Raw genomic sequence first — 23,433 nt, 5'->3', positions numbered from 1 at the left:
TCTGGAGGATAGTCGGTTCACCTGGGGGAATAATGCTTCAATTCAACGTTCTCGGACCACTCGCGATAAAACGCGATGGCCGGGAGATTGCCGTACCGCGGGGCCCGAAAGTCCGACAGTTGCTTTCACTTCTGGTCCTGCATCCCGGAACGGTGGTCTCCCATGAATCTCTCGTCGATGAGCTTTGGAGCAAGGAGCCTCCCAAAACCGCCCTCTCGACGCTCCGCACCCATGTCTATCACCTGCGGAAGATTCTCAGGGAGGAAGGTGGGGGCACCGCCCTTCCGGGACTCCTCCACACCTGGTCCGCCGGCTACGTACTACGGGCAGCCCCGGATCAGGTCGACGCGGAGACCTTCCGCCGGTTCGCCCGAGAGGGAGAAGCACTGCTCAACGCCGGTGAACTGGAAGAGGGCGCGCGCGTGCTCGCCCGCGCGCTGGACCTATGGAGCGGGGGAGTGCTGACGGACGTCATGTGCGGCCCTGTGCTGACCCAGTACGTCCAGCACCTCGAAGAGGTACACATGCGCGTGCTCCAGCAGCGGATCGGCGCCGAAATGCAGCTCGGTCACCACGGCCATCTCGCGGCAGAACTGAAAAGCCTCGTCACCCGGCACCCCCTCAATGAATGGCTGCACGGCCAGCTCATCACCGCGCTCTACCGGAGCGGCCGCAGAGGAGACGCCCTGCAGGCCTATCAGAAGTTGCGGGGAATACTGCAGGAAGAACTCGGACTCGACCCTTCCCGTGCCTTGCAGCATATGCAGCGTGTCATTCTCTCCGGGGTCGACGGTGAAACTATCGCAATGATTCAGAACGGGACACAGCGGTCCTCGTCGACCCTATCCCGCCTACCCCAAGCCGGCTGAGGGAGCCATCGTGCGCAAGGTGCTCATCGCCAACCGTGGCGAAATCGCTGTCCGCGTTGCCCGGGCCTGCCGGGACGCCGGGATCGCCAGCGTAGCCGTCTACGCCGATCCGGACCGGGACGCTCTGCACGTCCGCGCGGCCGACGAAGCTTTCGCGTTGGGCGGTGACACCCCGGCCGCGAGTTACCTGGACATCGCGAAGGTCCTTCAGGCCGCGGCCGATTCGGGTGCCGACGCCATTCACCCCGGATACGGGTTCCTGTCGGAGAACGCCGAATTCGCGCAGGCCGTCCTCGACGCGGGCCTGACCTGGATCGGCCCGCCGCCGCAGGCCATCCGCGACCTCGGTGACAAGGTCGCCGCCCGTCACATCGCGCAGCGCGCCGGCGCCCCGCTGGTCGCCGGCACCCCGGACCCGGTCTCGGGTGCGGAGGAGGTCGTGGCCTTCGCGAAGGAGCACGGCCTGCCCATCGCGATCAAGGCCGCCTTCGGTGGTGGCGGCCGTGGCCTCAAGGTCGCCCGCACCCTCGAAGAGGTGCCCGAGCTCTACGACTCCGCCGTGCGCGAGGCCGTGGCCGCCTTCGGCCGCGGCGAGTGCTTCGTCGAGCGCTACCTCGACAGGCCGCGGCACGTCGAGACCCAGTGCCTGGCCGACTCCCACGGCAACGTGGTCGTCGTCTCCACGCGTGACTGCTCGCTGCAGCGGCGCCACCAGAAGCTGGTGGAGGAGGCTCCCGCGCCGTTCCTGACGGAGGAGCAGAACGCGGAGCTGTACGCCGCGTCGAAGGCGATCCTGAAGGAAGCCGGCTACGTCGGCGCCGGCACCGTCGAGTTCCTCGTCGGCACCGACGGCACGATCTCCTTCCTGGAGGTCAACACCCGCCTCCAGGTCGAGCACCCGGTCACCGAAGAGGTCACCGGCATCGACCTGGTCCGCGAGATGTTCCGCATCGCCGACGGCGAGGAGCTCGGCTACGGGGACCCCGTGCTGCGCGGTCACTCGTTCGAGTTCCGCATCAACGGCGAGGACCCGGGCCGCGGCTTCCTGCCCGCCCCGGGCACCGTCACCCGGTTCGCCCCGCCGTCGGGTCCGGGTGTCCGCCTCGACGCGGGCGTCGAGTCCGGCTCCGTGATCGGCCCGGCGTGGGACTCGCTCCTCGCCAAGCTGATCGTCACGGGCGCCACCCGCGAGCAGGCCCTGCAGCGCGCGGCCCGCGCGCTGGCCGAGTTCGAGATCGAGGGCATGGCCACCGCCGTGCCGTTCCACCGCGCGGTCGTCGTCGACCCGGCGTTCACCTCGGACCCCTTCCGGGTCCACACCCGGTGGATCGAGACCGAGTTCGTCAACGAGATCCCGGCGTTCGCGGCTCCCGCCGTGGACGACGCGGAGGACGAGCCGGGCCGCGAGACGGTCGTCGTCGAGGTCGGCGGCAAGCGCCTCGAAGTCTCCCTGCCGTCCTCGCTCGGCATGACCCTGGCCCGTACGGCCGCCGCCGGCGGCGCCAAGCCGAAGCGCCGCGCCGCGAAGAAGTCCGGCCCGGCCGCGTCGGGCGACACGCTCGCCTCGCCGATGCAGGGCACGATCGTCAAGGTCGCGGTCGAGGAGGGCCAGCAGGTGGCCGCGGGCGACCTGATCGTCGTCCTGGAGGCCATGAAGATGGAGCAGCCCCTGAACGCGCACCGCGCGGGCACCATCGTGGGTCTCACCGCCGAGGTCGGCGCGAGCCTCACCTCGGGCGCCACGATCTGCGAGATCAAGGACTGACACTACCGTCCGGCTAGTAGCCCTAGCCCCACAGCACCCTGTTGGTCTCATTCAGAGGAGCATCATGCCCAGTCACTCCCACAAGGCCGTCCTCCCGGGCCTCCTGGCCCTCGCGACCGCCGCCGTCATGCTGGCGCCCACCGCCACCACCGCGCACGCCGAGCAGAACGCACCCGCCGCCTCGGCCACCACCGCACTGCCCGCCCTGATTCAGGGACCCGGCGAGGCCATTCACCCAGAGGGCTTCACCTGGGACCCGACCCGCAAGACCTTCCTGATCGGCTCCCTGCGCCACGGCACGATCTCCGTGGTCGGCGCCGACGGCATACCCCACACCCTCGTCAGCGACCCCAGCCTTATCGCCACCGGCGGGATCCGCGTCGACGCGGCCCGCAACCGCCTGCTGGCCACCTACGGCGACGTCTACGCCGGCCCGAACGCGCTCCTCAGCGACGGCTCCACCCCCGAGACCCGAGGACGCTACGGCGGCGTCGCCATCTTCAACCTGACCACCGGTGTGCTGGAGAAGCGCGTCGAGCTCAGCCAGTCGCCAGGCCTGCACCTCGCCAACGACCTGGCCCTCGACCCCCAGGGCAACGCCTACGCCACCGACTCGTTCACCGGCACGATCTACAAGGTGACCCCCTCCGGCACCGGCTCCGTCTTCCTGCAGGCCCCGGCCCTCGACGCCGGCTACGAGAACGGCCTGCCCAACGTCGGCGTCAACGGCATCGTGTACCACCCCTCGGGCGCGCTCATCGTGGTCCGATACGACTCTGGTGCCCTCTTCAGGATCCCCCTGAGCAACCCTGAGAACTTCCGCGAGATCAGCCTCAAGGAGCGTATCCCCGGCGCCGACGGTATCGCGCTCGGATCGGACGGCACCCTCTACGCGGCCACCAACACCATCCGATCGAACGGCATCGACGGCCTGTTCAAGCTCCGCTCCCCGGACGGCTGGCGCAGCGCCCAGATCGTGAGCAAGGCCGTCTCCCCCGAGGCTGCCCCGACGACCGTCACCCTCACCCCCTCGGGCGCGTACGTCCTCAGCAGCAATGTCCACATCCTCTTCGGCAGCGGTGGCACGCAGACCCGCGATGGCTTCGCCCTGCGCCGCTTCTGATGGCGCTCGACCTCGGCTTCGAGGGACGGAGCCATCCGCCCACCTCACCCTACGAAGTGGGGCGGGAGAAGATCCGCGAGTTCGCCGAGGCTGTGGGGGACCTCCACCCCGTGTACACCGACACGGAGGCGGCGAGGGCGCTCGGCCACCCCGACGTGATCGGGCCGCCGACCTTCGCGTTCATCCTCACCTTCAAGGCCGTGCGGCGCATCGTCGACGACCCTGAACTCGGCTTCGACTACAGCCGGGTGGTCCACAGCGCGCAGCGGTTCGAGTACACCCGGCCCGTGAGGGCCGGGGACTCCCTCACGGTTACCTCGACCGTCGAGTCGGTCAGAACCCTGGCCGGCAACGACGTCGTGGAGATCCGCGGCGACGTCCACGACGGGGCCGGCGAGCACGTGGTGACCGCCTGGACCAAGCTCGTCTCGCGCGCGACCGACGAGGAGGGATAGACCGTGCGTTCCAAGATCCGCTACGCGGACGTCGAGGCCGGCACCGAACTGCCCCGTCAGACCTTCCACGTGCAGCGCAGCACGCTCGTCCGCTACGCGGGCGCCTCTGGAGACTTCAACCCCATCCACTGGAACGCCCGGTTCGCGGCCGAAGCGGGCCTGCCCGACGTCATCGCGCACGGGATGTTCACCATGGCCGAGGCGGCACGCGTCGTCACCGACTGGGCCGGTGATCCAGGTGCCCTCGTCTCTTACACCGTGCGCTACATCAAACCCGTCGTCGTCCCCGACGACGCCACAGGCGCGCTGATGGAGGTGCGGGCCACTGCCGCGGAGAAGCTCGACGACGAGGCGCGCACCGTACGGGTCGACATCACGGCGACGAGCCAGGGCCACAAGGTCCTCGGCATGGCTCGTGCCGTGGTGCGCCTTGCCTGAGACCGAAGACAACACTGAACGGAGCAGCATGCAACAGCGCCGGCTTGCCGACCGCCTCGAAGTCTCAGCCCTCAGCCTCGGCTGCATGGGCATGAGCGACCACTATGGCCCGGGAGACGACACCGAGTCGACCGCGACGATCCACCACGCGCTCGATCGCGGCATCACCATGCTGGACACGGCCGACATGTACGGCCCGTTCCACAATGAACGCCTCGTCGGGCAGGCGATAGCCGGCCGCCGCGACGACGTGGTCCTGGCCACCAAGTTCGGCATCGAACGCCTACCGGATGGCACCGCCAAGGGCATCAACGGTCGGCCCGACTACGTCCGGGCCGCCTGCAATGCCTCGCTTCAGCGCCTTGGCGTCGACCACATCGACCTGTACTACCAGCACCGCATTGACCCCGCAGTCCCCATCGAGGAGACCTGGGGCGCGATGTCCGAACTGGTGGCCGCCGGAAAGGTCCGGCACCTGGGAATCTCCGAGGCAGCTCCCTCCACCGTGCGCCGGGCCCACGCCGTACACCCGATCACGGCGGGCCAGTACGAGTACTCGCTCTTCACCCGGGATATCGAAACCGAGCTCCTGCCCACCCTGCGCGAACTGGGCATCGGACTCGTCGCCTACGCCCCCATGGGACGCGGACTGCTCACCGGCACCGTCACCGGCCCGGACCAGTTCCCCGCCGACGACGTACGCCGCTTCGCCCCTCGCTTCCAGGAGAGCAGCCTCGCCACCAACCTCGCGCTGGTGGACCGTCTGCGCGGCCTGGCGGTGGTACTCGGGGCCACCCCTGCCCAGCTCGCACTCGCCTGGCTGCTCAACAGGGCGGCCGACATCGTCCCCATCCCTGGGACCAAGCGGCGCACGTACCTGCACGAGAACCTCTCCGCCGCCGATCTGTCCCTCACCGGCGACCATCTCGAACTGATCGAGGAATCGATCCCGGCCGGGGCCGTCGTCGGCGAGCGCTACGACCCTCCCCGCATGGCCGTCGTCAACCTCTGACGTCTGACCTCCGACCTCTCTGCCGAAAGCAGCACACATGTACATCACCGTCCTCGGCGCCACGGGCCGCACCGGGCGCATCGTGGTCGAACGGCTCCTTGCCCAAGGGCACTCCGTACGCGCCGCCGTCCGCAAGTCGAAGAACGCCGCGGGGCTCAACGCCGACCTGGTGACCTTCGATCTTACCTCGTCCGACCCGGACCGCTTCGCAGCGGTCTTCGCCGGGACCGACGCCGTCATCAACGCCGCCGCCACGAGCAGCATGATGAAGAAGCAGGCGGACCTGGTCGACCGGGCAGGTGTCATCGCCGCCATCGACGCCGCCGCGGCCCTCGGCGTGAAACGCTGGATCCAGGTATCGATGATGGGCAGCGGGGAGAGCGGCCGGGTACCCGTCTACCTGCGCGCCATCGGCCAGGCCAAGCACGCCGCGGACACCCACCTCGCCGCCTCGGGGATGGCGTGGACCGTCGTCCGTCCACCCTGGCTCACGGACGGCCCGGCCGCGGGCCTGGTCACCGTCGGCGAACGGGTCCCGGAGGGCTCCCTCACCCGCGCCGACCTCGCGGCAGTCGCCGTCGAGTGCCTGGATGCCACCACCACGCACGACCGCATGCTGGAGGTCACCTCCGGAGACCTCCCCATCCGTGAGGCCCTTCGCTCCCTCATCTGAGAATGCCGGGCTTCCGCTCCGTGCCGGGCACCGCAGTCGGCCGCCCCTGCACGGCGCGCAGTGCGACCGGGCGGTCCATGGAGCAGCGGCTCGCTCGCATTTGGGACGGACGGGCGCTGTCGACGAACGAAAGGCCCGGCGGATTCCTCGACGCTGTTGGTTGCCCTCGCTGTTTCGTTCGTGTGGGGCCGGGTTCTGACGCTGAGAGACCTCACCGATCCGGGAGCGACTGGTCGTTCTGAAGGAGCATGCGGCCGCTCTGGCCATCATGCGCCGCACGCTCACAGATCTCCTCGAGGCTGGAGCGGTAGCCGGTGAGCCGCCGGCCGATGCCGCCTCCGGAAACGGCGAGCGGCCGTCACCCGCCGGCGCGTCCGCCGGCCCGCAGCAGGGGGAGCAGGGCCGGCCTGCGAGGCAGCCCAAGGGATCTGTCAGCCGCGGATCGTGACTCTGGTGGCGAGTGCGGACCGCCCGATGCGCGCGAGAGACGCGGTCCTGGCCCAGCTCACCGAGCCGGCGCTCCTCGGCGAGCCTCCGATGAGCGCCGACGAGCTCTCACCCGGGCCCGACGGCACCCGCCTGGCACATGTTGCGAGATCGCAGGAGCCTGCCTCCACGCCTGCGGTCTCCGCAGCATGCCCGCGATCCCGGTCAGACGGTGACCGTCTGACCGGGATCGCGTGAACCCTTCGCGAGCTGTATATGAAACGGCGGAGTCACTCTGCGGGCGCTGCCTCTCTAGCCAGAGCCGCGGGCCAAGCGGGCAAGATGGCGTTCCCTCACACGCCCCGCCTTGGCGTCATTGACTGCCCGGATCAGGCGCTCACCGACTTCCTGAGCATCAGTTCCCGCGGGGAGGAAGCGGGCGAGGCGGAAGGCCAGGTCGTAGCAAGACCCGTCCATGGGGATCACCTGGCCTGACAAATACCTGTTCACGGCAAGAGTCATGCGCCCGAAGACGAGCCATGCTTCGTCTTCCAGCCCGGTCTCCTCGATCAAACGCTTCAGCTCGGCAATGAAGCGCTGCTGCTCCTCGGGGACGTCGATGACAACAGAAGCCGCCTTGAATCTGAGCTCCCTCTCCCCGTCGACCTTCCTGACCAGGCGGTGGTACCTCGTCCGCCCGCCGCTTGTCTTCCTTCACGCGGGCCGCATGCTCTTGCCAGGCCTGGATCGGGCTCAACTCGGCACAGACACGGGGCTCCAGGGCCTTCGCCCAGTTCGACCCTCGGTACCAGTCTCCGGGCCGCCCCGTCACCCGCGAAACCATCGCCCACGCGATGACTGCCCTAACGGAAATGGCAGCGGTATGGGAGCAGCGCGATCTCCCGTGAGCTCCACGCGCTTGACCCCATAGCGCCCTCTGGGGGCAACACCGAAACGCGTTGGCCCCCAGAGGCGCTGTGCCTCACCGGGCCCGGTCACGCCCGGCTGCGTCGGTGACGACCTCAGTTTCCGGCAACTGACCTGCCATCCCGGCCGCACTCTGGTCGTTGCCCAGGCTGGCCTGGGCTGTCGCGGAGCTGATAGGAGTCCCAGACTCGTTCTTGGAGCTCCTCGATGCAGGGGCCGCAGGCGTACATCGGCGCCTGGCCTCCAGCGACGCTGACCGGGCCGATCCACAGAACGCGGGTCCGGCGCCGTCCGCAGTACAGCCAGCAAGTGCCGTCGACCCAGTGGTTGCCGTCGTCGGTGGTCGCCGGGATCGGCAGGCCGCCGCGCGCGAACTGAGCGATGCCGGGGATCACCGGTTCGCACGGAAGACCCAACCCAGGCAGCACCAGCTCACGCCTCCTGTCCACTGTCAGCGTCAGGGGCGGCCAAGCCCTCCGGAACTCCGTCAACGGTTCCCGCCTCCAGGGCGTCGATTGGTGTCCACTCGTGCCCCAGGATCGAGTCTCGCCAGGCTCCGTGAACGAAGACGTGATCGCGGATCCGCCCGTCCTCGGTCATGCCCGCTCGCAGAAGCGTGCGCGCGGATGCCTCGTTGAGTGGCGAGCGTGCAGCCCAGATGCGGTGCAGGCCCAGGACCTTGAAGCCGAGCGCACAGAGCAGGTGGACGGTCTCCGTGCCGAGGCCCTTGCCCCACTCCTCCGGATTCAAGGCGAAGCCGATGGTGGCCGCCTGCTGCGGTTCGGTCGCCAGGCGCGCGTAGCCGATCAGCTGGTGTTCACCGAGCCGGGTGATGGCAAGGCAGTACTCGGTTCGCGGGGTGTCCTTCGCAGAGGTGATGGACCGGTCGACGATCCCCTGGGCCTGGTCGCGGGTGCGGGGCTCGAAGCTGAGGTGCTGGGTGGCCTCGGGGTCCCCATAGATGGCCAGGAGGGCAGTGGTGTCCTCGGGTTCGACTTCGCGCAGCGCCAGGCGGGGGCCGGCCAGGTGGACTGGGGTCATGCCTTCGGAGCCTAACGGCGGGATCATCGGACGAGGACCGACGTCGGGGTGGCCGTGAAGGCTTCGATCTCCTCGCGCAGGCGGGCTGCCGTGCCCCGGCATCGCCGACCTTCGGCCTGTAGTGCGGCGTGGACCCTCTGGGCGCTGCTGGTGATGCCGAAGTTTCGCTGCTCGATGGGGAGGTCGAGCACAGGCTGCACCGCCTCGATGGCGCCCTCGATTTCTCCTCGGGCGATGCGGGCGAGGGCGAGGTCGGTCTGCGCGCCGGCCTCGTCACCGAAGGCCCATTCCGGGCGAGCAGAAGAGAGCCGAGCGTGAGGCCGCCCGCCCCGTCTGCGCCGGCTGCGGGACGAAGTTCGACAACGACCGATGGTCGAACGCCGCAGCCAGCCGGGAGCCGGGCAACCGGTGGCACCCGACGCTGTGCGAGACGAGCGAGACGTGCGAGGAGAGGGCGGTCGCGGCAGCGGACCAGGCCGAGCGCGACCGCTCGGAGGCGGAGGCCGCAGCGACCGCTGAGAAACGCCCGCGGCTGGCGGTCGCGCTTCCGCCGCGGGTAAGCCTGCGGCTGGCGGCGTTGGGCCCTGCGCCGCATCTGAGGTCAGGACGAGGGGGTGGGGCCCGGTACCGGGGTATCGGCGGACCAGAAGTCGGAGCGGACGTTGGGGGTGGGGATGTCGCCTTCGTAGGTGCGGCCGTTCGCCACCTTCGTGGGCGCGGCCACCTTCGACTCGTGCACGCAGGGGCTGGTGACTTCGAAGAAGGCCTGCCCAGCGTGACCGAACATGACCATGATGCCGAAGCCGTCCGGGGAGGTGGCGACGATCTCCGGCATGTCCTTGTCCGGATTCACTGTCTTGATCCGGTAGCCGCTCGCCTTCCAGAAGTTCTCGACCACACCGAGGAAGTTGCCGCGGCGCTGCTCGGAGACGACCGTCATCACGGTCCAGTAGCGGGTTACGTCGCAGCTGCCGGTCGTCGTCGTGGCGTGGACCCATTCGATCTCCGGCTTGATCGCCCCGACCGTCGCGTAGAACATCGCATCGCCGCGCTCCGCCGCTCCCTGCATGTCCATGCCTGCAACTGCCTCTTTCCCGTTCTTGGTGTCGCCCAACAGCCCGCACCCGGCGAGCAACGCGCCGGCCACGGCCATCGCACAGGCCAGGCGAATGGTCCGTGTGGTGCGCTTCATCGGTGCTTCTCCCTCACGATGCTCTCAGGATGTCCGGCGACGATCTTGGCGATGTTGTTCGCCGAGGTTTGGTCCTTCTCCGGAGTGAAGTATTGGGAGTGGGCGTCGAACCCTCCGCCGTCGAATATCATCCTGGGCCCGTCGTCGACCAAGAAGCGCTGTGCCCCGAAGGCCTTGCTCGCGGGGTCCTTGCCGAAGTACACGTCGTCGTTGCCGATGTCGAAGAGGTCGCGTCCGACCCGGACCCCCACCGGGCCTCCCAGCACCCAGCCGAGTGCCGCCTCGCTCTTCGAGGGCAGGTGGGTGACCGGGTCGTTGTCGGCTGCGCCGACGAACACATGATCCTTGCCCACGCCGAGCTCCGTCGCCTTCTGCGCGTCCACGCCGGGGCTGCCGAGCAGGATCACGTCGTCCACGCCAGGGATCCCGCCGGACTGCTTGGCGGCCGTGCCCACGGTGAGCGAGCCGTAGGAATGCCCGATCGCCGTCACGTGCGGGTCCTTGTTCTCGTTCGTCGCCGAGATGCCCGCCATGAACTCGTTGTAGACCGGGGCGCCCCGCTGCGCATCGCCCTTCGACATCACGTCCACGTTCTGCGGGGCGTCGTAGCCCAACCAGACGATCGAGGCACTGGACGGGTCCACGCGCCGGGCGCCGATGGCGGTGTCCTGGGCCCGCTTCATCGTGCCCGTGACGAACTCGTCGTTGAGCTTGGTACTGAGACCGGGGACGTAGGCCGAGACGTTCTTGGAGGTGTCGGGGTTGCCATAGGAGACGATCGCGCGTCCGTTGCCCTCGTCTCCGATGCCCAGGAGGAACATGGGCGGGCGACTCGGCTCGTGCAGCTTGTCCTGGATCATGCGGAGGGCATCGAGCTTGGTCTTCGCGTCATCGCCGCCCCGGTGCGCCAAGTTGTCGATGAGGACCGGCAGGTAGTTGCGGTTCGCCTCGTCGCGGGAGACCGCCGGTATGCCGTCCAAGCCGCCGATCAGGTCTGGTGCGATCTCCAGGTACTCCTGGCGCTGTTCATCGGTCAGGCCGTCCCACCACTGCTTTCGCTCGGCGGGGTTTTCGTCCTGTGGGATGCCTTTGCCGAGGTACGTGGCGGCGGCGGAACGGACGTCGGAGGTGTCCCGGAAGACGTCTTTCAGCGTGGCCTCGGTGACATCAAGGCCCTTCTCCGCCTTCAGACCGCCGAGGGTCTTGGCGTACCGGGCATCTATCTCCCGGGCGGACCGCATGGCCCGGGCGATACGGTCGGCCACCTCCTGTGCCTTGGCCGCGTTCGGGTTCAGTGGCTTGAAGCCCGAGTAGCCAGGGTAGAGCGGCGACTGCCCCTGCGCGCCGAGGCCGGGCGGTTCCAGCGCGAGGCGGGAGCTGCCCTGGACCTTGCTGCCCGGGGCCTGTTTCTTCGCCCCGGTCAGGTCCTCGACCTCGGTGGCCGGGTAGCTGACCGAACCGTCCTCGTGGACGGTGAAGTTCAGGGCGGCGGCATCCGCGAGGGCCTGCTTCAACTGGGTCTGGGGCTCGGCGAGATCGCCGGCAAGCCCGTTGAGGGCGGTACGGATGAGCCCGCATTCGGTGTGCAGGTACTGGAAGTTGCGGCTCAGACGCTGAAGCTTGCCGAGGGCCGCCGCCGCCGAATCGCTCTTCTGGGTCTCGCGGAGCTTCGCGGACATTGCGCTGTCAACCCGTGCCCGGTCGGAGTCCGAGCGGTTCGAGACCTCGTGCCACTTGTCTCCCGCTTCCGTGAACTCGGAGGTCTTGAGGTCGCGCAGCTGCTGCCAGGTGAAGGTGCCGGTCATCGCTGCCCATCAGCCTTGGCGCCGCCGTTGACGCCCTTGAAGGACGTCTCGATGGCGGTGTCCGTCTCACCCATCTCCTTGGCGACCGTCAGCAAGGTCCCCTTGAGCTGCTTGCACTCGTCCCGCACCGCCTGAAGGCGTTCATCCCAGGACGTCAGCACGCTCTTGAGGGCCGCGACGGAGCTGAGACCCGCGGCTCCCGCCTCGATGCCCTCGTGGCCAGGGCCGAGCGCAGAGCGGCTGGTCTCCGTGCTGGTGCGTAGGTCGCCGGCGGTGCCGGAGGCGCTGGTCCAGGGGCCATGGCTGTGCTCGAGGTCTCCGGCCCCACCCCCGCCGCTCCCGGAGTCAGGGGCCGCTGAGGCGAGCCTCATCGCGGGCCCGCCGTCAGCCGGTCCGAATATCTCCTGCCAGCGCTCCGAATAGGACACGCTTTCCCCCGTCTACGTCTGACTTCCGCTTCCGCGCCCAGAGAGACTAACCCAGGTACCCCCACGAGCAGCGGCGATGCCCACCGCATCCCGACCTCGGACAACTGCTCCGCTCGCTCCGCGGACAGCGGGGCGGCCCTGCTCCGCTGGTTGTTGACCCATGCCCCAGACGAAACCGGAGTTCCCCGCCGTCCTTGGAGAGCACGGTCTCGACGTGCGCCCGCTCGGGATCGAGGCCGAGCCAGCCTGCTGTACTACGAGCCCATACGTAACCTGGGGGCCTGTCCTCCTCGTTCGTTCCCGATCCATCCTCGACGACCTTCGAGTCCAGACAGTCGTCGCTTTTGACAGCTTGGTTGCCGTTCGCAGCATCGACGTCCGTGGGGTCGATCCGTCCCTTGCCGCCTCTACGGCAGCCCTGCGGCACGCCGCTGCTCGATCCCTGCGCCTTCCGCACGTTGCCCGGGTGCCGGGGGAGGCGCGGCCGGACGGATCTCCAGGCGTTCGGGCGGAATCATTCCGCCGCCTTCGCACTGTCCGTGCTGTCCCTGTTCGAGACGTTCCAGTGCGCGGTCGAGTTCTTCGAGGTGCTCGCGTGCCCTGTGCCATCAGGGTCAGAAGTCGGTGCTGCCTCCCTCGTGAGCGTGCTTGCCGTCAATGGCGGCCAGGGCGTTCGCCACGACGATTCCATCGAAGCCGCTTCTCAGCGCGGCCGCCCGCGCGAGGGCATCGGCACGGTCGGCCGCGAGGCGTTCACGGGCGGCCACGAGGGTGGGAGGGGCGTCGTCCTTGGCCTGGGTCACGTCCGGTCCGGCGCCTCCATGAGGTCGTCGCGAGTCTGGCTGCCGGTGGTGAATCCTTTCCGGCCCTGCCCGCCTCTTTCCAGTCCGTCACGATTTCCCGAGGCGGGCACCGCTGGTACGCCTCCGTTCTGTGCAAGGTGACCACCAGCCTCCCCACCACCCCCACCCGCCGCCAGGCCGCGGCCGGGACCGTGGGAGTCGACCTCGCACCCCTCAACTCCCACAACCCAGAAAGTGCGTTCGTCGAGAACCCCCGCCACCTTCGAACCGCTATGAAGCGGCTACAGAAGGCGCAGCAGGCACTCGCCCGGACGCAGAAGGGATCTGCCCGCCGGCACAAGGCTGTGCAGCGCGTGGGGCGTCTTCACCACGTGGTCGCCGAACGCGGCCGCGCTCGGCACATCACCGCGTCGGGGCGTCGTCAGCAACGGTAGCCGTTTGGGACCTGGAGGAGAGCCACGAAGATCCATACCATGACTGCGGCGCCGACCGTGCCGCCCAGGAGGGCGACCGTGAGGTTCCAGCGTCCTACATACCCGATGAGCACCCCCCACCACACCGCTGCCGTGATCGCGAGCAGGGCTCCGTAGAAGGTCAGCGCGAGCCCGTTGGCCGCGCCGTTCACCCCTACATCGCACGACCGCCAGGCGGCTGCCAGTAGCACCGACCCGAGCACGCCGGTGGCCAGACCGGCCGCGGGCGCGATCGCACAGCCCCACTGCCCCCGCGTCACTTCCGGGTCCTGACCTGCGGGACGTTCTCGCCATTGCGATGTGCCTGCTCCATTTGGTCCATCGCGTCGTTGATTCCTTGTCGGAGCTGTTCCTCGGTCAGGTTGTCGCCGTACTTGTCGTACAGGTCGATGCCGACGCGCATCGTGATCTGATCGCCTTGGTCGTCGTCCCCGGTGAGCAGCGTTTCTCCAAGTGAGGCGCCCTTGATCAAGGTGTCCGCGTCGAAGCCGGCTGCTCGGCCGACGTATCCGTAGTGGACGTTGGAATAGATGTCGTAGAAGACTTCGCGGTTCGTTCCAGGCTGCTTGAAGTAGTAGTCGTCAAGCGTTTGGAGGTCGTACCGCTCCTGGAGCTGCGGCTTGTGGTCCCAGTCCTGCCCCGGAGCCACCTTCACGCCCCACATCGTCAGCGCCGTGTTGATATCGGAACCGTAGTTGCGCCCGAATTCGTACCACTCGGGTTCGTCCAGCAGGGACCGTATATGCCCGACTGTGTCCGACTTCGCGTTCCGCTTCATCTCCTCGAAGATCCACTTCTCGGCGTCGGTAAACTTCTGCTCACTCCGCGCCGACCCCGTAGGCGGGATGACGGGACTGGCCGAGGCGTTGAACCCCCCGATGGTGCCGTCGAGGATGTTCCCGTCCACGACCACGGCTTCGAGTGCCTGCTTGACGGCCTTGTCGAACTCGTCCATGGCCCTCACCGCCGCGGCGATGTGCGCGGTCCAGGACTCCTCCACGCTCTTCAGGTCCGGGTCGCGCCGCAGTGTCCGTTCCTGCGCCGGGTCCTGGACCCGCGTGAAGTCGAAGGTCGCGCGTCCCGCTGCCGAGACCGCCATGCCCGCGGCCACGGCGTCGTCCCGCGCCGATTCGACCTTCTTCTTCAGGTCCGCGAAACCGGTGTGCGCATCCCTCAGAAGCTTGGCTACCGCCTTCGCCTCGGTCTGCGCGGACTTGTACTCACGCCGAGTCGTCGCGAACTTCGTCTGCGCCGCTTCCACGCTGAACCCGAGCCAGTTCTGGCCCAGGGTGATCTTCTGGACCGTCTCCCCGTAACGCTCCTCTACCTTCGACAGATCAGCGGCCATGGATTGCCACTGTTCGGCAGCTGTCGTCAGGACGCCGAGATCGGTCGTCATGACTTCCTGGTATGTCAACACGCGCCCGATCCCCCCTACAGTCCTTCGAGCTTGGATTTCGGGCCCAGCGCGCGGAGTTCGTCACCCGTCCGTACGTCGTTCTGTACGAACAAGCCCGAGGTGCCACGCAGGGAGGTCTTTTCGGCGCTCACGCGTCCCATTAACATCTTCACCTGCTGGTCCCAGGTCTCCGTTACCTTCTTCAGGCCGGAAGCCGTCTCCCAGCCGTCAAGGGTCCTTGCTGCTGCGCTCGTGTTCTCCTTCGCCCCGTCCGCGGCCTTCTTCGTGTTGGGCTCCAGCTCGGTCTCGATGGTGTTCGCCGCAGCCTTCTTCTCCGCCGGCGTCGAGCCGAACACGCTTCCGCCTCCCTGAGCCAGGGGGCCGGCCGGTACACCATCCACGCCGTTCAGCCTGGTTCCCGTGCTGTTTGCGTCTCCTGACATGCTCATCCTCCCCTGTTCCCCTGGTTTGGATCATATGTGGCGGCTCCCGCGCCGCAGCCAGGATCACGATCAGAGGTGTCCGTAAACAGCTGTCGGGCGCCCCAGCACCCCCGAACGTGGATGCAGCACCGGACGCCGCCCTCCAAGCCCGCGGTCGCCATGGCGCTCACCGCCCAGCTGCCCGTGCAGAGGCGGCGGCCCTGGCTGAGGTAGAGCGCCAGGCCGCGGCGGTCGCGCTCCAGGTCCTGCCGTGCGAGGACTGCGGCCAGGAGCAGGCGGGTGGGCTGTGCGAGGTGTGCGGGTACCGGCGCCAGACGGGGGCCCTGACGGTGGAGGCCGGGCTCGTTGCGGCCGCCTGGTCCGCCGACCTGGACGACTCGGGGGCCGTCGCCGCAGTTCTCGTCCACGTCCGGGCAACACTGCAGGCGGCAGTCCGGAAGGTGCAGGACGACTTCCTGGGGTCGGCGGAGTCGGGTGAGGTGGACGCTGATCCGCTGGGCACGGCGTCCGTGCTGGCGTTCGGCGCGCTCCAGGCCGTGCAGGAGGCGGTCCCGGCGTATCGCCGCCGCGCCCTGGCGATGCTGGGTCGGAGCGATGAGGCCGAGGCCGAGGCCGAGGCCCGGCGGGCGTACCGGACCGAGCAGGGACGGCGCTGGTTCCGACACAACCCGAACGGCGCGGACGCCCTCGCCGCGGCGACGAAGGCCGCCGACGCGGCGAGGGAGCGCACCGCGCAGTTCCTGCTGGCGGCGCGGGTGGAGTGGTTGCGCGAGCAGGCCGCCGCCCGGGCGGAGCAGGCCGCGGCCGCGCCGTGGACAGACCGGCTGCCTGAGCTCGCCGCCCGCCCGCTGGACGGCGCCGCCGCCGGGGCGGTGATCGCATGGCCACCGAGCTGAGCGGCGTGGATCTCGCGCGCCAGGCCCTGGTCGCGGCCCGGGAGGCGGCGAGGAAGAACGGCGCCACCAGCAAGAAGCCGAAGCGGCGTACCACCGCCGTGGTAGGCCGTGGCGGCCGCGAGCCGCTCGGGCTGGGCAGCGCGATCAGCCGGATGATGTGACCGAGCGAGGGATGGTCGCCCCGGCCGCCGGCGGAAGCGTCCTCGCCCGCTTCGACACCATCCTCGCCGCGGCCGTGCCTGATCTCGTCGGGCGCGTCCAAGGCGTGGCGTTCGACGTGGACACCGGCCGCCTGGACGTCGTCCCCGACGCCCCTGCGGTCGGCACGAAGCTGCGCTGGAGCGCACCGAAGCTGATCGAGGCCGCCAACGAGACGGGCCCGGCGCAGACGTCCGCACCCTGCACATCCTGGCGCCGACGGCTGTGAAGGTCAACGCCGCCACAGCGGCCGCCGAATCGGCCTCGCAGCCAACCATGCCGGTCCTGCCAGTGGAGCGCCGGATGCCGCCGGAGGGCTATCGCCGTGCGATCGAGGCGCACCGCCGGGCCGCGCCGTCGTCCCGGGTGGACCCGGGCATCGCACAGGCAGTGGAGCGACAGAACGCCCTGATGCGCAAGCTCAGCCAGCAGGCGTTCCCGATCTGGAGGAGCTCGCCGACGAGCAGCCGGAACCGATCGACAGCGCCGTCCTGCATCGGCGCCGCCAGCTCTCCGAAGGTGAGGCGGGCGCCGGAGACCAGGGCCTCCAGCACGGGGCGCACGGACGGGTGGAGCTCCCATTCGTGTTCGGCGGCGCGCAGCACGACGGCCTCGTCGGCGCCCTCCAGCGCGGCCCGGGCGGTCGTGAGGGCCAGGACCAGGCCGGGGTCGGCGGGGACGTCCCGATGTACGGGAGAGAAGGGGCCGGGCGGCCGGGATCGCGGGCGTCCAGACAGGCGGCGAACTCCGACACGATGTGGGGGTGGAGGGCCTCGGACACCTTCTTGCGCAGCTGCTCGGCGTACGCGGTGCGCTCGGCGGGGCCGGCCACCGTGGGCACGTTCGCGGGCAGGGTGGGGGAGCGGAGGAGCCGGCCGGAGTACGTCCACGGGCAGCGGCCGGTGTGCTGCTGCCGTCGAGCCCGCGCAATCCGCCGGTGCACCGGAACGCCGGTCGGCGTCAGGCGGGACGCGGCGGCCGCCGCGGTTCGGCGGCGCAGCGGACACAGGTGGTCGTAGTCAGTCCCAGCCAATGGCGCCGCCATCACCAAAGTCTCGACACACCCACGAGCAGGCCTGAGGCACGGAGGCCGCCGGGCCTCCGCACCGTGCGGCCGCACACGAGTGCCGGGCCGGCAGCATCAGCGCCACCCGGGAGCAGCTGCCGGAACATCACCGCGCCACCCAAGTTCCTTGGGGCAGTAGTGGTGGTGGTTTGACCACGCAGGCGAAGCCAGCGGTCGCCTCGCGCCAGCAGGAGAGGCCCCTCTGCAACCGTGCCGACCAGCGGTGTCCCTCGGCCGACTGTGGTGATGCTGGCCACCGCAGTCTCCGTGGAAGGATGCGGCCGGCAACTGCCCGGCAGGCACCGACGTCGCAGGTCAGTAGCCCTGCGCTGCGTTCATCTGCGCCGGTCGCACCCTCTGGTGTTGTTCGACGTTCAACCTGTATGTTGAACGCCGCCAGCTCCCGGCGTCAGTGTGAGAACCCCACTTCACCGCACCAAGTTGGGGCTCCCCTCATCTCTTTCCACAGGAGCAATGGATGACCATGCCCACCCCTGCCCCCGGCACCCCCCAGCAGCCGGACGGCGCTCCCGTCCCCCAAGCCCCGGCGGTCGGCTTTCCCCTCCCTGCGCAGTCGGAAGGCGGCGCCGACAAGCCCGCCGGTCAGCTCAACGCCAAGCACAAGACCGTTCTCGGCTGCGGAGGCATGGTCGCCCTCTTCCTCATAGTCACGATGATCGCCGCGGTTGTGTCGCCCTCCGAGGCAAAGCCCCCCGAGGCGAAGCCCGCCCCCACCGTCACGGTCACCGTCACCGCGACTCTCACGGTCACCGCGCCCCCGCCGGTAGCGGCTAAGGCACCCGAAGCGTCGCCGACGCCGGAAGCTGCACCGCAAACGGCGGAAGTCCCGGATATGACCGGCAAGTCGGGCGATCTCCTCGTGGAGGCCCTCAAGACGGCAGGGTTTGCCGACGGCTACAAGGCCACCTCGTTCCACGACGTCAGCGGCCAGGGACGCACGGTACTGCTCCTGACGAACTGGAAGATCTGCGATCAGGACCCCAAGAACAAGGCCATACCTGTCACGGAGAAGATCTCGGTCGGCGTCGTCAAGTTCGGCGAGAGCTGCCCTTAACGCCAACGCTCGCGGCCAGGCTCTGCGAAGCGCGGAGCGGACGACTTCACCTCCCCCCGGGCACAAATGCTCGCGAACGAGGCGGACACCGTCGTGTGCCGTGACCCGTCCTGCGCGCCCAGGAGCAGGATCTGAGCCTTGGAGCGGGTCGTGCCTAGGGGCACCCATTCAGCGGACAGGCCGTCGTACAGCGCACCGGCGGCCCCGCCAGTCCGCGCCGTCGAGGCCGTCGCTGCGCTGGAGACCATCCGCCAGGCGGTCGAGAACGCGTATCGGCCTTCCATCAGCGCCCCGACGACCAAGGCTGCCGGCCCGCAGCACGCCCTGGCCGCGCTGCTGATGCTCCACGAGGTCCGCGAGCAGCTCAGCGGCTGGTCCAGACGGCCCGCGGCCAGGGCACGAGTTGGGCCGAGCTCGCCGGGCCGCTCGGGGTCGCCAGCCGCCAGGCCGCCGAACACCGCTACCTCTGCCTGCGCCCCGGTGCCGCGGGGATGACCCCGGCGCCACGTTGCGCGGGCTACCGCCGCGCGCTCGCCTGCCAGCCCCTCCCGATACCCATGTGACGCAGATCACTGTCATTTTGTGATCTGGGGAAGCGCTCAACTCCCTTTTGAGGAACCCATGTTGTCCTGGCAGGCGCCGCCCCCAGCGGACAGGTCAACGGCGGGTGGCGTGACGCCCGACCTGCCGGGCGACGTCCGGGTCGGTGAGGACGAGCGGCCGTACGCGCAGGAGTCCGCCGGCTCCCGGGTCGGGCTCTCCGCGCGGGAGCAGCCCGGCCTCCTGGGCCACGCCGTCGACCCACTGCCCGTCCGAGCCGGGGCGTCCCTGCAGCTGACGCACGACCGGGGCGGCGCCGAGGTAGACGACCCGGCGCCGGGCCCGCTGGTAGGCGCGGAGGATCGCCCGCAGCTCGCCCCGGGACTTGGGGGTGAGCTCCACCTCGACAGCGACCACGGGGCCACCGGGCGGCACCAGGACCAGGTCCGGCCAGTGCACCGCCTGGGCACAGGCCGGGACCGCGAGGAGTTCCGCCGGTCGCCCGGGCACCGCCTCGGCGGAGCGGGCCTCGCGCTAGGGTCTGTGTGATGTCGTGATCATTCGGCGGTCTTCAGGAGGTCGTCGATCCAGATCATTGCGGCGCGGAGGTGGAGGCCGGCGAGGTAGCTGTCCGGGGTCTTGTCGTATCGGGTGGCGATGCCTCGCCAGGCTTTCAGTTTGTTGATCAGGCGTTCGACGGTGTTCCGTTCCTTGTAGAGGTCGGCGTCGTGGCTGACGGGGCGGCCGCCTCGGGCGCCCTTCTTCTTCCGGTTGGCGGCTTGGTCCCGCTTTTCCGGGATGACGGCCTTGATTCCGCGTTTGCGCAGGTAGGCGCGGTTGCCGCGGGACGAGTAGGCCTTGTCTGCGGCGACCGCGCCGGGCGTCGTGCGGGGGCGGCCGACGGGCAGGCGAACTCTAACCTTGGCGAGCACGGGGATGAACTGCGGGCTGTCCCCGGCCTGCCCGGCGGTCAGGACCAGCGCGAGCGGACGGCACCTGCGGTCCGCAGCGAGATGAATCTTGCTGGTCAGTCCGCCCCTGGACCTTCCGAGCAGGGCTTCCTTCAGGCGGAGCTTACGTCTGCGCCGGATGGCCCGACGCTCGGCCTGTCCGTTCTGTTCCTCCGGTCCGCCCCTTTTTGCCGGGCTGCCTCCTGCTCCTGCACGGCTTCTTCCAGGGCCTCCATGAGGTGCTTGCTGACGCGCATTCCTGCGGAGTCTTGGTGGGCACGGACCGTGGTGGAGTCCACGCTGACCAGCGACAAGTCTGTTCTTCCCACGCGGGCACCCTCAGCGATCAGGCCTTCCAGCAGGGCAGTGAAGACACCGGCGTCCCGCCAGACGCGGAAGCGTCCGTAGACGGTGGCCCAGGGGCCGAACTCGGCAGGCATCTCCCGCCACTGGGCACTGGAGCGGAACCGCCAGATCACACCCTCGAACTGCTCCCGCAACCGCTCCGGGTACGGGCCGTACCTACCGATCGGCAGGTACGGCTCGATGAACTTCCACTGAGCATTGGTGAGTTGCCTACGCGTCACGACCACAGTCCTACCGGATTCCACCCCACGAAGAGGGAAGAACTCAGAAGCTGATCACGACATCACACAGGCCCTAGGTGAGTATCGTTCGCCCTGCCGCCTCCAGGGCGAGGCCGACGTCGGCGAGGGCCAGGCGGTGCAGCAGCCGCTCGCCCGGGCGGGAGGGTGCCGACAGGCCGGTACTCGCGATGCGCGCTCCGCGTTCGGTGGGCCACACGACGGTGCCCGCCCATCGCATCCCCGCAGAGCGGTGCAGCTGCCCGGGTTCCGCCATCACCCGTATCCGCAGACGCGGGGTTTCGAGCCTCCCGCCCCAGCACGCGGTGGCCGCCTGCGGCAGGTCAGTGTCCCGTACCGCGTTGCCGACATCGTATGCAGCACTGTCGGCGGGTCAGCTGAGCTGGAACGCGCCTTGCGGAGCATCCTCGAAGAGCTTGATGATCTTCTCTCGGAGAAGCAGCAAGCTGTCGAGCCTGGCCATGAAGCTTGTTGACAGCCACGACTCACGGTACATCCGGCGTCGCTCAGCGACGGCGGCAGTACTGAGAGCCTGGCCCCAGCCGAGGGCCTGGTCTCCGAGAATCTTCTCTGCATTGTTGAACTCCAACGGCGCCGTCCGCTTGGTTACGTTCCCGGTACCCAGCAGCTCACTGATCCTCCGCAGCTCCGCGACGGCCATCTGGACAGCGAGTTCAGGTGGCAGACGTACTGTGTGCGGCGCGGGGCAGACCCCGGGAAACGCCGCGATGTCGTCCGCGAACTCCTCCAACTGCAGCTTCTCGCGGTGGACCGCGTCCAGAGCTGCGAGCAAGGCCTCGCTCGGGACCTTCGCCCACACAAAGCGGGAATCCTCCGGCATCGGACGGACAGCCAGCATGTGCTGGTTATGCACCACACGGGCTGATCTCGTCCAGGAGACCGTGTTCGGTGCCGTGGCCTGGCGGAACCCGGCTGTCATGTCCAGGGCTGAACTTACGGACGAAAGGAGAGTGTTCTGGTACTGACCAAGAAGCTCATCGAGCACGTCCTCAGTCTCGGCGTCGAAGTCTTCGTATTCATCACGCACCGGACTTCGCCTCCTTCTTCAGTTCCAGAATGCTGACCAGCCTCTTCCGTGCCCGCAGATAGGCCTGCCGCACCGCTGCAGGATCCTTCCCGAGAGCCTGGGCGGCGTCCTGATGCGTGAACCCGTCGAGTTTCCACGCCATCGCCTCCCGCTCCGCTGGCGACAACTGGCCAAGGGCATCCCGGACTGTAGTCTCCTGCTCGGTGAGCAGGACTAGGTCCACCGGACACGTACCACCGGGACGCTCCGGAACAGGATCCAACGGCTGGGTACGGCTGGTGGCCTGCTGCAAGTATTTCCGATAGGCGACCGTCCGGAGCCACGCCCTGGGGTACTCGATCTCCCTCCATCGATCCGGGAGCAAGGTCAGGAAGGCCTCGTGCGCGGCGTCCGCCGCCTCGTAGACGCTAGCCCCCAGATTGAGAAGGAAGACCGTCATCCTCGGCATCTCAGCTCGGTAGAAGGCCTCCAGTTCGTCCGGCTCCTGTTGCTGGGGCTCGAGGAAGCGTGACCGCGTAGTCATTGCCACGTTCACCGCGGGCAGGGCTGGCACCTCGGTCACTAGCGCCCCACCCCGGCGCTGTCAGCGGCACCAACCAGAATCTCAACAGAGCGTTCGGACGACTTCTCCGACAGCCGACTGCCGGGCGGCAGCGACCTCACCCGTTCCGAAAGGCCCTGCTGGGCAAGCTCAGCGCGGCGTACCTCAGCCCTGTCCCGGGCCGCCCAGTCGCCAGCCTTGCGATGAGCCCGAGCAGCGAGGTCGCCCCCGCCACGATCACCGTCATCAGTGTTGGATCCACGACCACCCCTTGACCGTGCAGTGCGCTGTGCGCTGCATCTGAGTCTTAGAGGTCCTAACAAAGGCGTTGGACGTGGCGGTGGGTGATGAGGCAGGTGGCGAGACCGAGGAAGGCTTCGTGGATGTCGTCGCGTCGTTCCCATCGAATCCGTAGCCGGCGGAAGCCGTGGAACCATGCGATGGTCCGCTCCACGACCCACCGGTGGACTCCGAGGCCGGAACCGTGCGGGACGCCGCGGCGGGCGATCACCGGTTTGATGCCCAGCGCCCAGGCGAGACGGCGGTATTTGTCGTGGTCGTAGCCGCGGTCGCCGAGCAGGCTGTCGGGTCGTTTGCGTGGCCGTCCGACCAGGCCGGCGACCGAGGGGATCTTCTTCAGCAGGGGTATCAGCTGGGTGACGTCGTTGCGGTTGCCGCCAGTCAGAGAGACGGCGAGTGGGATGCCCTGGCCGTCGACGATGAGGTGGTGCTTGCTGCCCGGACGTGCTCTGTCGACCGGGCTCGGCCCACTTTTGGGCCCCGCCGAGCGGCCCTGACGTGGGAGGAGTCGATCACCGCCCGCGACCAGTCCAGCTTCTTCGCGACCCGCAGCTTCTTCAGCAGCACCACGTGCAGTTGATCCCAGACACCGGCGTCGTTCCACGCGGCCAGACGCCGCCAGCAGGTCATGCCTGATCCGAAGCCCAGCTCCTGCGGCAGGTACTCCCACTGGATCCCGGTATGCAGCACGAACAGGATCCCGCAGAGTGCCTGCCGGTCCGGCACCCGAGGGCGTCCCTCGACCTGCTTCGGCGCTGGCTCAGGCAGTAACGGCTCGATGAGCGACCACAGTTCATCCGACACGATCCACGGCCGCGGCTGACGTTTCCCCACGGCCAGACCAACGACCATCCGAACCGAAAGTCACATGATCAACAGCTTCTGTTAGGAACTCTTAAAGCATCGAGCGACGCCGAGTGTGACATCCGCAGAAGAGAATCT

Annotated in this window: 28 protein-coding genes and 2 pseudogenes; 13 read left to right on the top strand and 17 right to left on the bottom strand. The window is 68.7% G+C overall.

Annotation, left to right across the window (positions count from 1 at the left end; genetic code table 11):
- The first annotated feature begins 32 nt into the window (after nt 1-32).
- The 7 genes from EES41_RS37310 (at nt 33) to EES41_RS37280 (ending at nt 6,335) form a co-directional block, all read left to right on the top strand.
- Nucleotides 33-869: an AfsR/SARP family transcriptional regulator gene (locus EES41_RS37310; RefSeq protein WP_123082998.1), complete on the top strand. Its 837-nt coding sequence runs from the start codon at nt 33-35 to the stop codon at nt 867-869.
- Between the two features lie 10 nt (nt 870-879).
- A complete protein-coding gene (locus EES41_RS37305; RefSeq protein ID WP_123080072.1) occupies nt 880-2,634 on the top strand; it encodes a biotin carboxylase N-terminal domain-containing protein in 1,755 nt (584 codons plus the stop codon).
- A gap of 64 nt (nt 2,635-2,698) precedes the next feature.
- Entirely contained in the window at nt 2,699-3,757 is a 1,059-nt protein-coding gene (locus EES41_RS37300) for a hypothetical protein (RefSeq protein ID WP_123082997.1), read from the top strand.
- Complete coding sequence (locus EES41_RS37295; protein ID WP_123082996.1) at nt 3,757-4,212, top strand: MaoC family dehydratase N-terminal domain-containing protein; 456 nt, start codon at nt 3,757-3,759, stop codon at nt 4,210-4,212. Before EES41_RS37300 ends, EES41_RS37295 begins: the two co-directional genes overlap by 1 nt.
- Before the next feature lie 3 nt (nt 4,213-4,215).
- Nucleotides 4,216-4,650 (top strand): MaoC family dehydratase, encoded by a 435-nt coding sequence (locus EES41_RS37290; RefSeq protein ID WP_123082995.1) that lies wholly within the window; start codon nt 4,216-4,218, stop codon nt 4,648-4,650.
- Nucleotides 4,651-4,678: 28 nt separating this feature from the next.
- A complete protein-coding gene (locus EES41_RS37285; protein ID WP_123082994.1) occupies nt 4,679-5,662 on the top strand; it encodes an aldo/keto reductase in 984 nt (327 codons plus the stop codon).
- A 37-nt stretch (nt 5,663-5,699) separates the two neighbouring features.
- Complete coding sequence (locus tag EES41_RS37280; RefSeq protein ID WP_123082993.1) at nt 5,700-6,335, top strand: SDR family oxidoreductase; 636 nt, start codon at nt 5,700-5,702, stop codon at nt 6,333-6,335.
- Between the two features lie 738 nt (nt 6,336-7,073).
- On the opposite strand, the gene EES41_RS37275 is transcribed toward EES41_RS37280, so the two are convergent.
- The 7 genes from EES41_RS37275 to EES41_RS44290 form a co-directional block, all read right to left on the bottom strand.
- Entirely contained in the window at nt 7,074-7,334 is a 261-nt protein-coding gene (locus EES41_RS37275) for a hypothetical protein (protein ID WP_123082992.1), read from the bottom strand.
- Between the two features lie 786 nt (nt 7,335-8,120).
- On the bottom strand, nt 8,121-8,729 hold the full coding sequence (locus tag EES41_RS37260) for a GNAT family N-acetyltransferase (protein ID WP_250569963.1): 609 nt from the start codon (nt 8,727-8,729) through the stop codon (nt 8,121-8,123).
- Nucleotides 8,730-8,752: 23 nt separating this feature from the next.
- Nucleotides 8,753-8,929, bottom strand: a complete 177-nt coding sequence (locus tag EES41_RS41875; protein ID WP_164496174.1) for a hypothetical protein — start codon at nt 8,927-8,929, stop codon at nt 8,753-8,755.
- 401 nt (nt 8,930-9,330) lie between these two features.
- The gene (locus EES41_RS37255; RefSeq protein ID WP_123082991.1) at nt 9,331-9,921 is read right to left on the bottom strand and encodes a hypothetical protein; all 591 of its coding nucleotides are present in this window, start codon (nt 9,919-9,921) and stop codon (nt 9,331-9,333) included.
- Nucleotides 9,918-11,726 carry an alpha/beta hydrolase gene (locus tag EES41_RS37250; RefSeq protein ID WP_123082990.1) on the bottom strand — a complete coding sequence of 603 codons (1,809 nt, stop codon included), beginning with the start codon at nt 11,724-11,726 and terminating at the stop codon, nt 9,918-9,920. Before EES41_RS37250 ends, EES41_RS37255 begins: the two co-directional genes overlap by 4 nt.
- Nucleotides 11,723-12,154, bottom strand: a complete 432-nt coding sequence (locus tag EES41_RS37245; protein ID WP_123082989.1) for a hypothetical protein — start codon at nt 12,152-12,154, stop codon at nt 11,723-11,725. The genes EES41_RS37250 and EES41_RS37245 overlap by 4 nt, the downstream gene beginning before the upstream one ends.
- Before the next feature lie 614 nt (nt 12,155-12,768).
- Nucleotides 12,769-12,957 carry a hypothetical protein gene (locus tag EES41_RS44290; protein ID WP_367995815.1) on the bottom strand — a complete coding sequence of 63 codons (189 nt, stop codon included), beginning with the start codon at nt 12,955-12,957 and terminating at the stop codon, nt 12,769-12,771.
- 137 nt (nt 12,958-13,094) lie between these two features.
- Here EES41_RS44290 and EES41_RS43960 point away from each other — a divergent pair, with 137 nt between their 5' ends.
- Nucleotides 13,095-13,391 (top strand): transposase, encoded by a 297-nt coding sequence (locus EES41_RS43960; protein ID WP_164496173.1) that lies wholly within the window; start codon nt 13,095-13,097, stop codon nt 13,389-13,391.
- Here EES41_RS43960 and EES41_RS37225 read toward each other — a convergent pair.
- From EES41_RS37225 to EES41_RS37215, 3 genes are read right to left on the bottom strand one after another with little or no spacing between them, the layout of a single operon-like run.
- Entirely contained in the window at nt 13,379-13,690 is a 312-nt protein-coding gene (locus EES41_RS37225; protein WP_123082988.1) for a hypothetical protein, read from the bottom strand. The genes EES41_RS43960 and EES41_RS37225 overlap by 13 nt on opposite strands.
- A complete protein-coding gene (locus EES41_RS37220) occupies nt 13,687-14,829 on the bottom strand; it encodes a polymorphic toxin type 44 domain-containing protein (RefSeq protein ID WP_250570267.1) in 1,143 nt (380 codons plus the stop codon). Before EES41_RS37220 ends, EES41_RS37225 begins: the two co-directional genes overlap by 4 nt.
- A 35-nt stretch (nt 14,830-14,864) precedes the next feature.
- A complete protein-coding gene (locus EES41_RS37215) occupies nt 14,865-15,185 on the bottom strand; it encodes a hypothetical protein (RefSeq protein ID WP_254211852.1) in 321 nt (106 codons plus the stop codon).
- Nucleotides 15,186-15,388: 203 nt separating this feature from the next.
- Here EES41_RS37215 and EES41_RS43480 point away from each other — a divergent pair, with 203 nt between their 5' ends.
- Genes EES41_RS43480 through EES41_RS42495 form a run of 3 tightly spaced genes read left to right on the top strand, consistent with a single transcriptional unit; the run spans nt 15,389 to nt 16,595 of the window.
- On the top strand, nt 15,389-16,168 hold the full coding sequence (locus tag EES41_RS43480) for a hypothetical protein (RefSeq protein WP_250570268.1): 780 nt from the start codon (nt 15,389-15,391) through the stop codon (nt 16,166-16,168).
- Complete coding sequence (locus tag EES41_RS42500) at nt 16,153-16,329, top strand: hypothetical protein (protein ID WP_214354896.1); 177 nt, start codon at nt 16,153-16,155, stop codon at nt 16,327-16,329. The genes EES41_RS43480 and EES41_RS42500 overlap by 16 nt, the downstream gene beginning before the upstream one ends.
- Nucleotides 16,326-16,595, top strand: coding sequence for a hypothetical protein (locus EES41_RS42495; protein ID WP_214354897.1), 270 nt, complete (start codon nt 16,326-16,328; stop codon nt 16,593-16,595). The genes EES41_RS42500 and EES41_RS42495 overlap by 4 nt, the downstream gene beginning before the upstream one ends.
- A gap of 88 nt (nt 16,596-16,683) precedes the next feature.
- Here EES41_RS42495 and EES41_RS42490 read toward each other — a convergent pair whose 3' ends face one another.
- Nucleotides 16,684-16,971 carry a hypothetical protein gene (locus tag EES41_RS42490; RefSeq protein WP_216827322.1) on the bottom strand — a complete coding sequence of 96 codons (288 nt, stop codon included), beginning with the start codon at nt 16,969-16,971 and terminating at the stop codon, nt 16,684-16,686.
- A gap of 939 nt (nt 16,972-17,910) precedes the next feature.
- On the opposite strand from EES41_RS42490, the gene EES41_RS41870 reads away from it, so the two are divergent.
- A complete protein-coding gene (locus tag EES41_RS41870; RefSeq protein ID WP_164496172.1) occupies nt 17,911-18,507 on the top strand; it encodes a hypothetical protein in 597 nt (198 codons plus the stop codon).
- Nucleotides 18,508-18,744: 237 nt separating this feature from the next.
- Nucleotides 18,745-19,004: pseudogene (locus tag EES41_RS43475) on the top strand (HSP18 transcriptional regulator); the annotation flags it as partial.
- Nucleotides 19,005-19,164: 160 nt separating this feature from the next.
- Here EES41_RS43475 and EES41_RS37190 read toward each other — a convergent pair.
- The 6 genes and pseudogenes from EES41_RS37190 to EES41_RS37165 form a co-directional block, all read right to left on the bottom strand.
- Nucleotides 19,165-19,557: a hypothetical protein gene (locus EES41_RS37190; RefSeq protein ID WP_164496171.1), complete on the bottom strand. Its 393-nt coding sequence runs from the start codon at nt 19,555-19,557 to the stop codon at nt 19,165-19,167.
- Nucleotides 19,558-19,604: 47 nt separating this feature from the next.
- Nucleotides 19,605-20,584, bottom strand: a pseudogene (locus tag EES41_RS37185) (IS5 family transposase).
- 73 nt (nt 20,585-20,657) lie between these two features.
- On the bottom strand, nt 20,658-20,858 hold the full coding sequence (locus EES41_RS37180; protein WP_123082983.1) for a hypothetical protein: 201 nt from the start codon (nt 20,856-20,858) through the stop codon (nt 20,658-20,660).
- A 117-nt stretch (nt 20,859-20,975) separates the two neighbouring features.
- The gene (locus tag EES41_RS37175) at nt 20,976-21,650 is read right to left on the bottom strand and encodes a hypothetical protein (protein ID WP_123082982.1); all 675 of its coding nucleotides are present in this window, start codon (nt 21,648-21,650) and stop codon (nt 20,976-20,978) included.
- Entirely contained in the window at nt 21,643-22,212 is a 570-nt protein-coding gene (locus EES41_RS37170; RefSeq protein ID WP_164496170.1) for an RNA polymerase sigma factor, read from the bottom strand. Before EES41_RS37170 ends, EES41_RS37175 begins: the two co-directional genes overlap by 8 nt.
- 295 nt (nt 22,213-22,507) lie before the next feature.
- Nucleotides 22,508-23,343 (bottom strand): IS5 family transposase gene (locus tag EES41_RS37165; protein ID WP_254211242.1). Its coding sequence is split into 2 segments (ribosomal slippage): nt 22,508-22,974 and nt 22,974-23,343, totalling 837 coding nucleotides; the frame shifts between segments, so codons are not numbered across the junction.
- Nucleotides 23,344-23,433 lie beyond the last annotated feature (90 nt).

This window comes from Streptomyces sp. ADI95-16 (assembly GCF_003721495.1).
Lineage (GTDB): Bacteria > Actinomycetota > Actinomycetes > Streptomycetales > Streptomycetaceae > Streptomyces > Streptomyces goshikiensis.
Note: the sequence above shows the minus strand (reverse complement) of the source record. Positions and strands in the feature narration are given on the sequence as shown.

Coding starts and splice junctions, on each gene's coding strand:
- EES41_RS37260 (WP_250569963.1), bottom strand. CDS start 8,729: ATGACCCCAGTCCACCTGGCCGGCCCCCGCCTGGCGCTGCGCGAAGTC.
- EES41_RS37310 (WP_123082998.1), top strand. CDS start 33: ATGCTTCAATTCAACGTTCTCGGACCACTCGCGATAAAACGCGATGGC.
- EES41_RS42500 (WP_214354896.1), top strand. CDS start 16,153: ATGGCCACCGAGCTGAGCGGCGTGGATCTCGCGCGCCAGGCCCTGGTC.
- EES41_RS37255 (WP_123082991.1), bottom strand. CDS start 9,921: ATGAAGCGCACCACACGGACCATTCGCCTGGCCTGTGCGATGGCCGTG.
- EES41_RS41870 (WP_164496172.1), top strand. CDS start 17,911: ATGACCATGCCCACCCCTGCCCCCGGCACCCCCCAGCAGCCGGACGGC.
- EES41_RS37250 (WP_123082990.1), bottom strand. CDS start 11,726: ATGACCGGCACCTTCACCTGGCAGCAGCTGCGCGACCTCAAGACCTCC.
- EES41_RS37285 (WP_123082994.1), top strand. CDS start 4,679: ATGCAACAGCGCCGGCTTGCCGACCGCCTCGAAGTCTCAGCCCTCAGC.
- EES41_RS37280 (WP_123082993.1), top strand. CDS start 5,700: ATGTACATCACCGTCCTCGGCGCCACGGGCCGCACCGGGCGCATCGTG.
- EES41_RS37180 (WP_123082983.1), bottom strand. CDS start 20,858: ATGGCGGAACCCGGGCAGCTGCACCGCTCTGCGGGGATGCGATGGGCG.
- EES41_RS37300 (WP_123082997.1), top strand. CDS start 2,699: ATGCCCAGTCACTCCCACAAGGCCGTCCTCCCGGGCCTCCTGGCCCTC.
- EES41_RS37295 (WP_123082996.1), top strand. CDS start 3,757: ATGGCGCTCGACCTCGGCTTCGAGGGACGGAGCCATCCGCCCACCTCA.
- EES41_RS37220 (WP_250570267.1), bottom strand. CDS start 14,829: ATGACGACCGATCTCGGCGTCCTGACGACAGCTGCCGAACAGTGGCAA.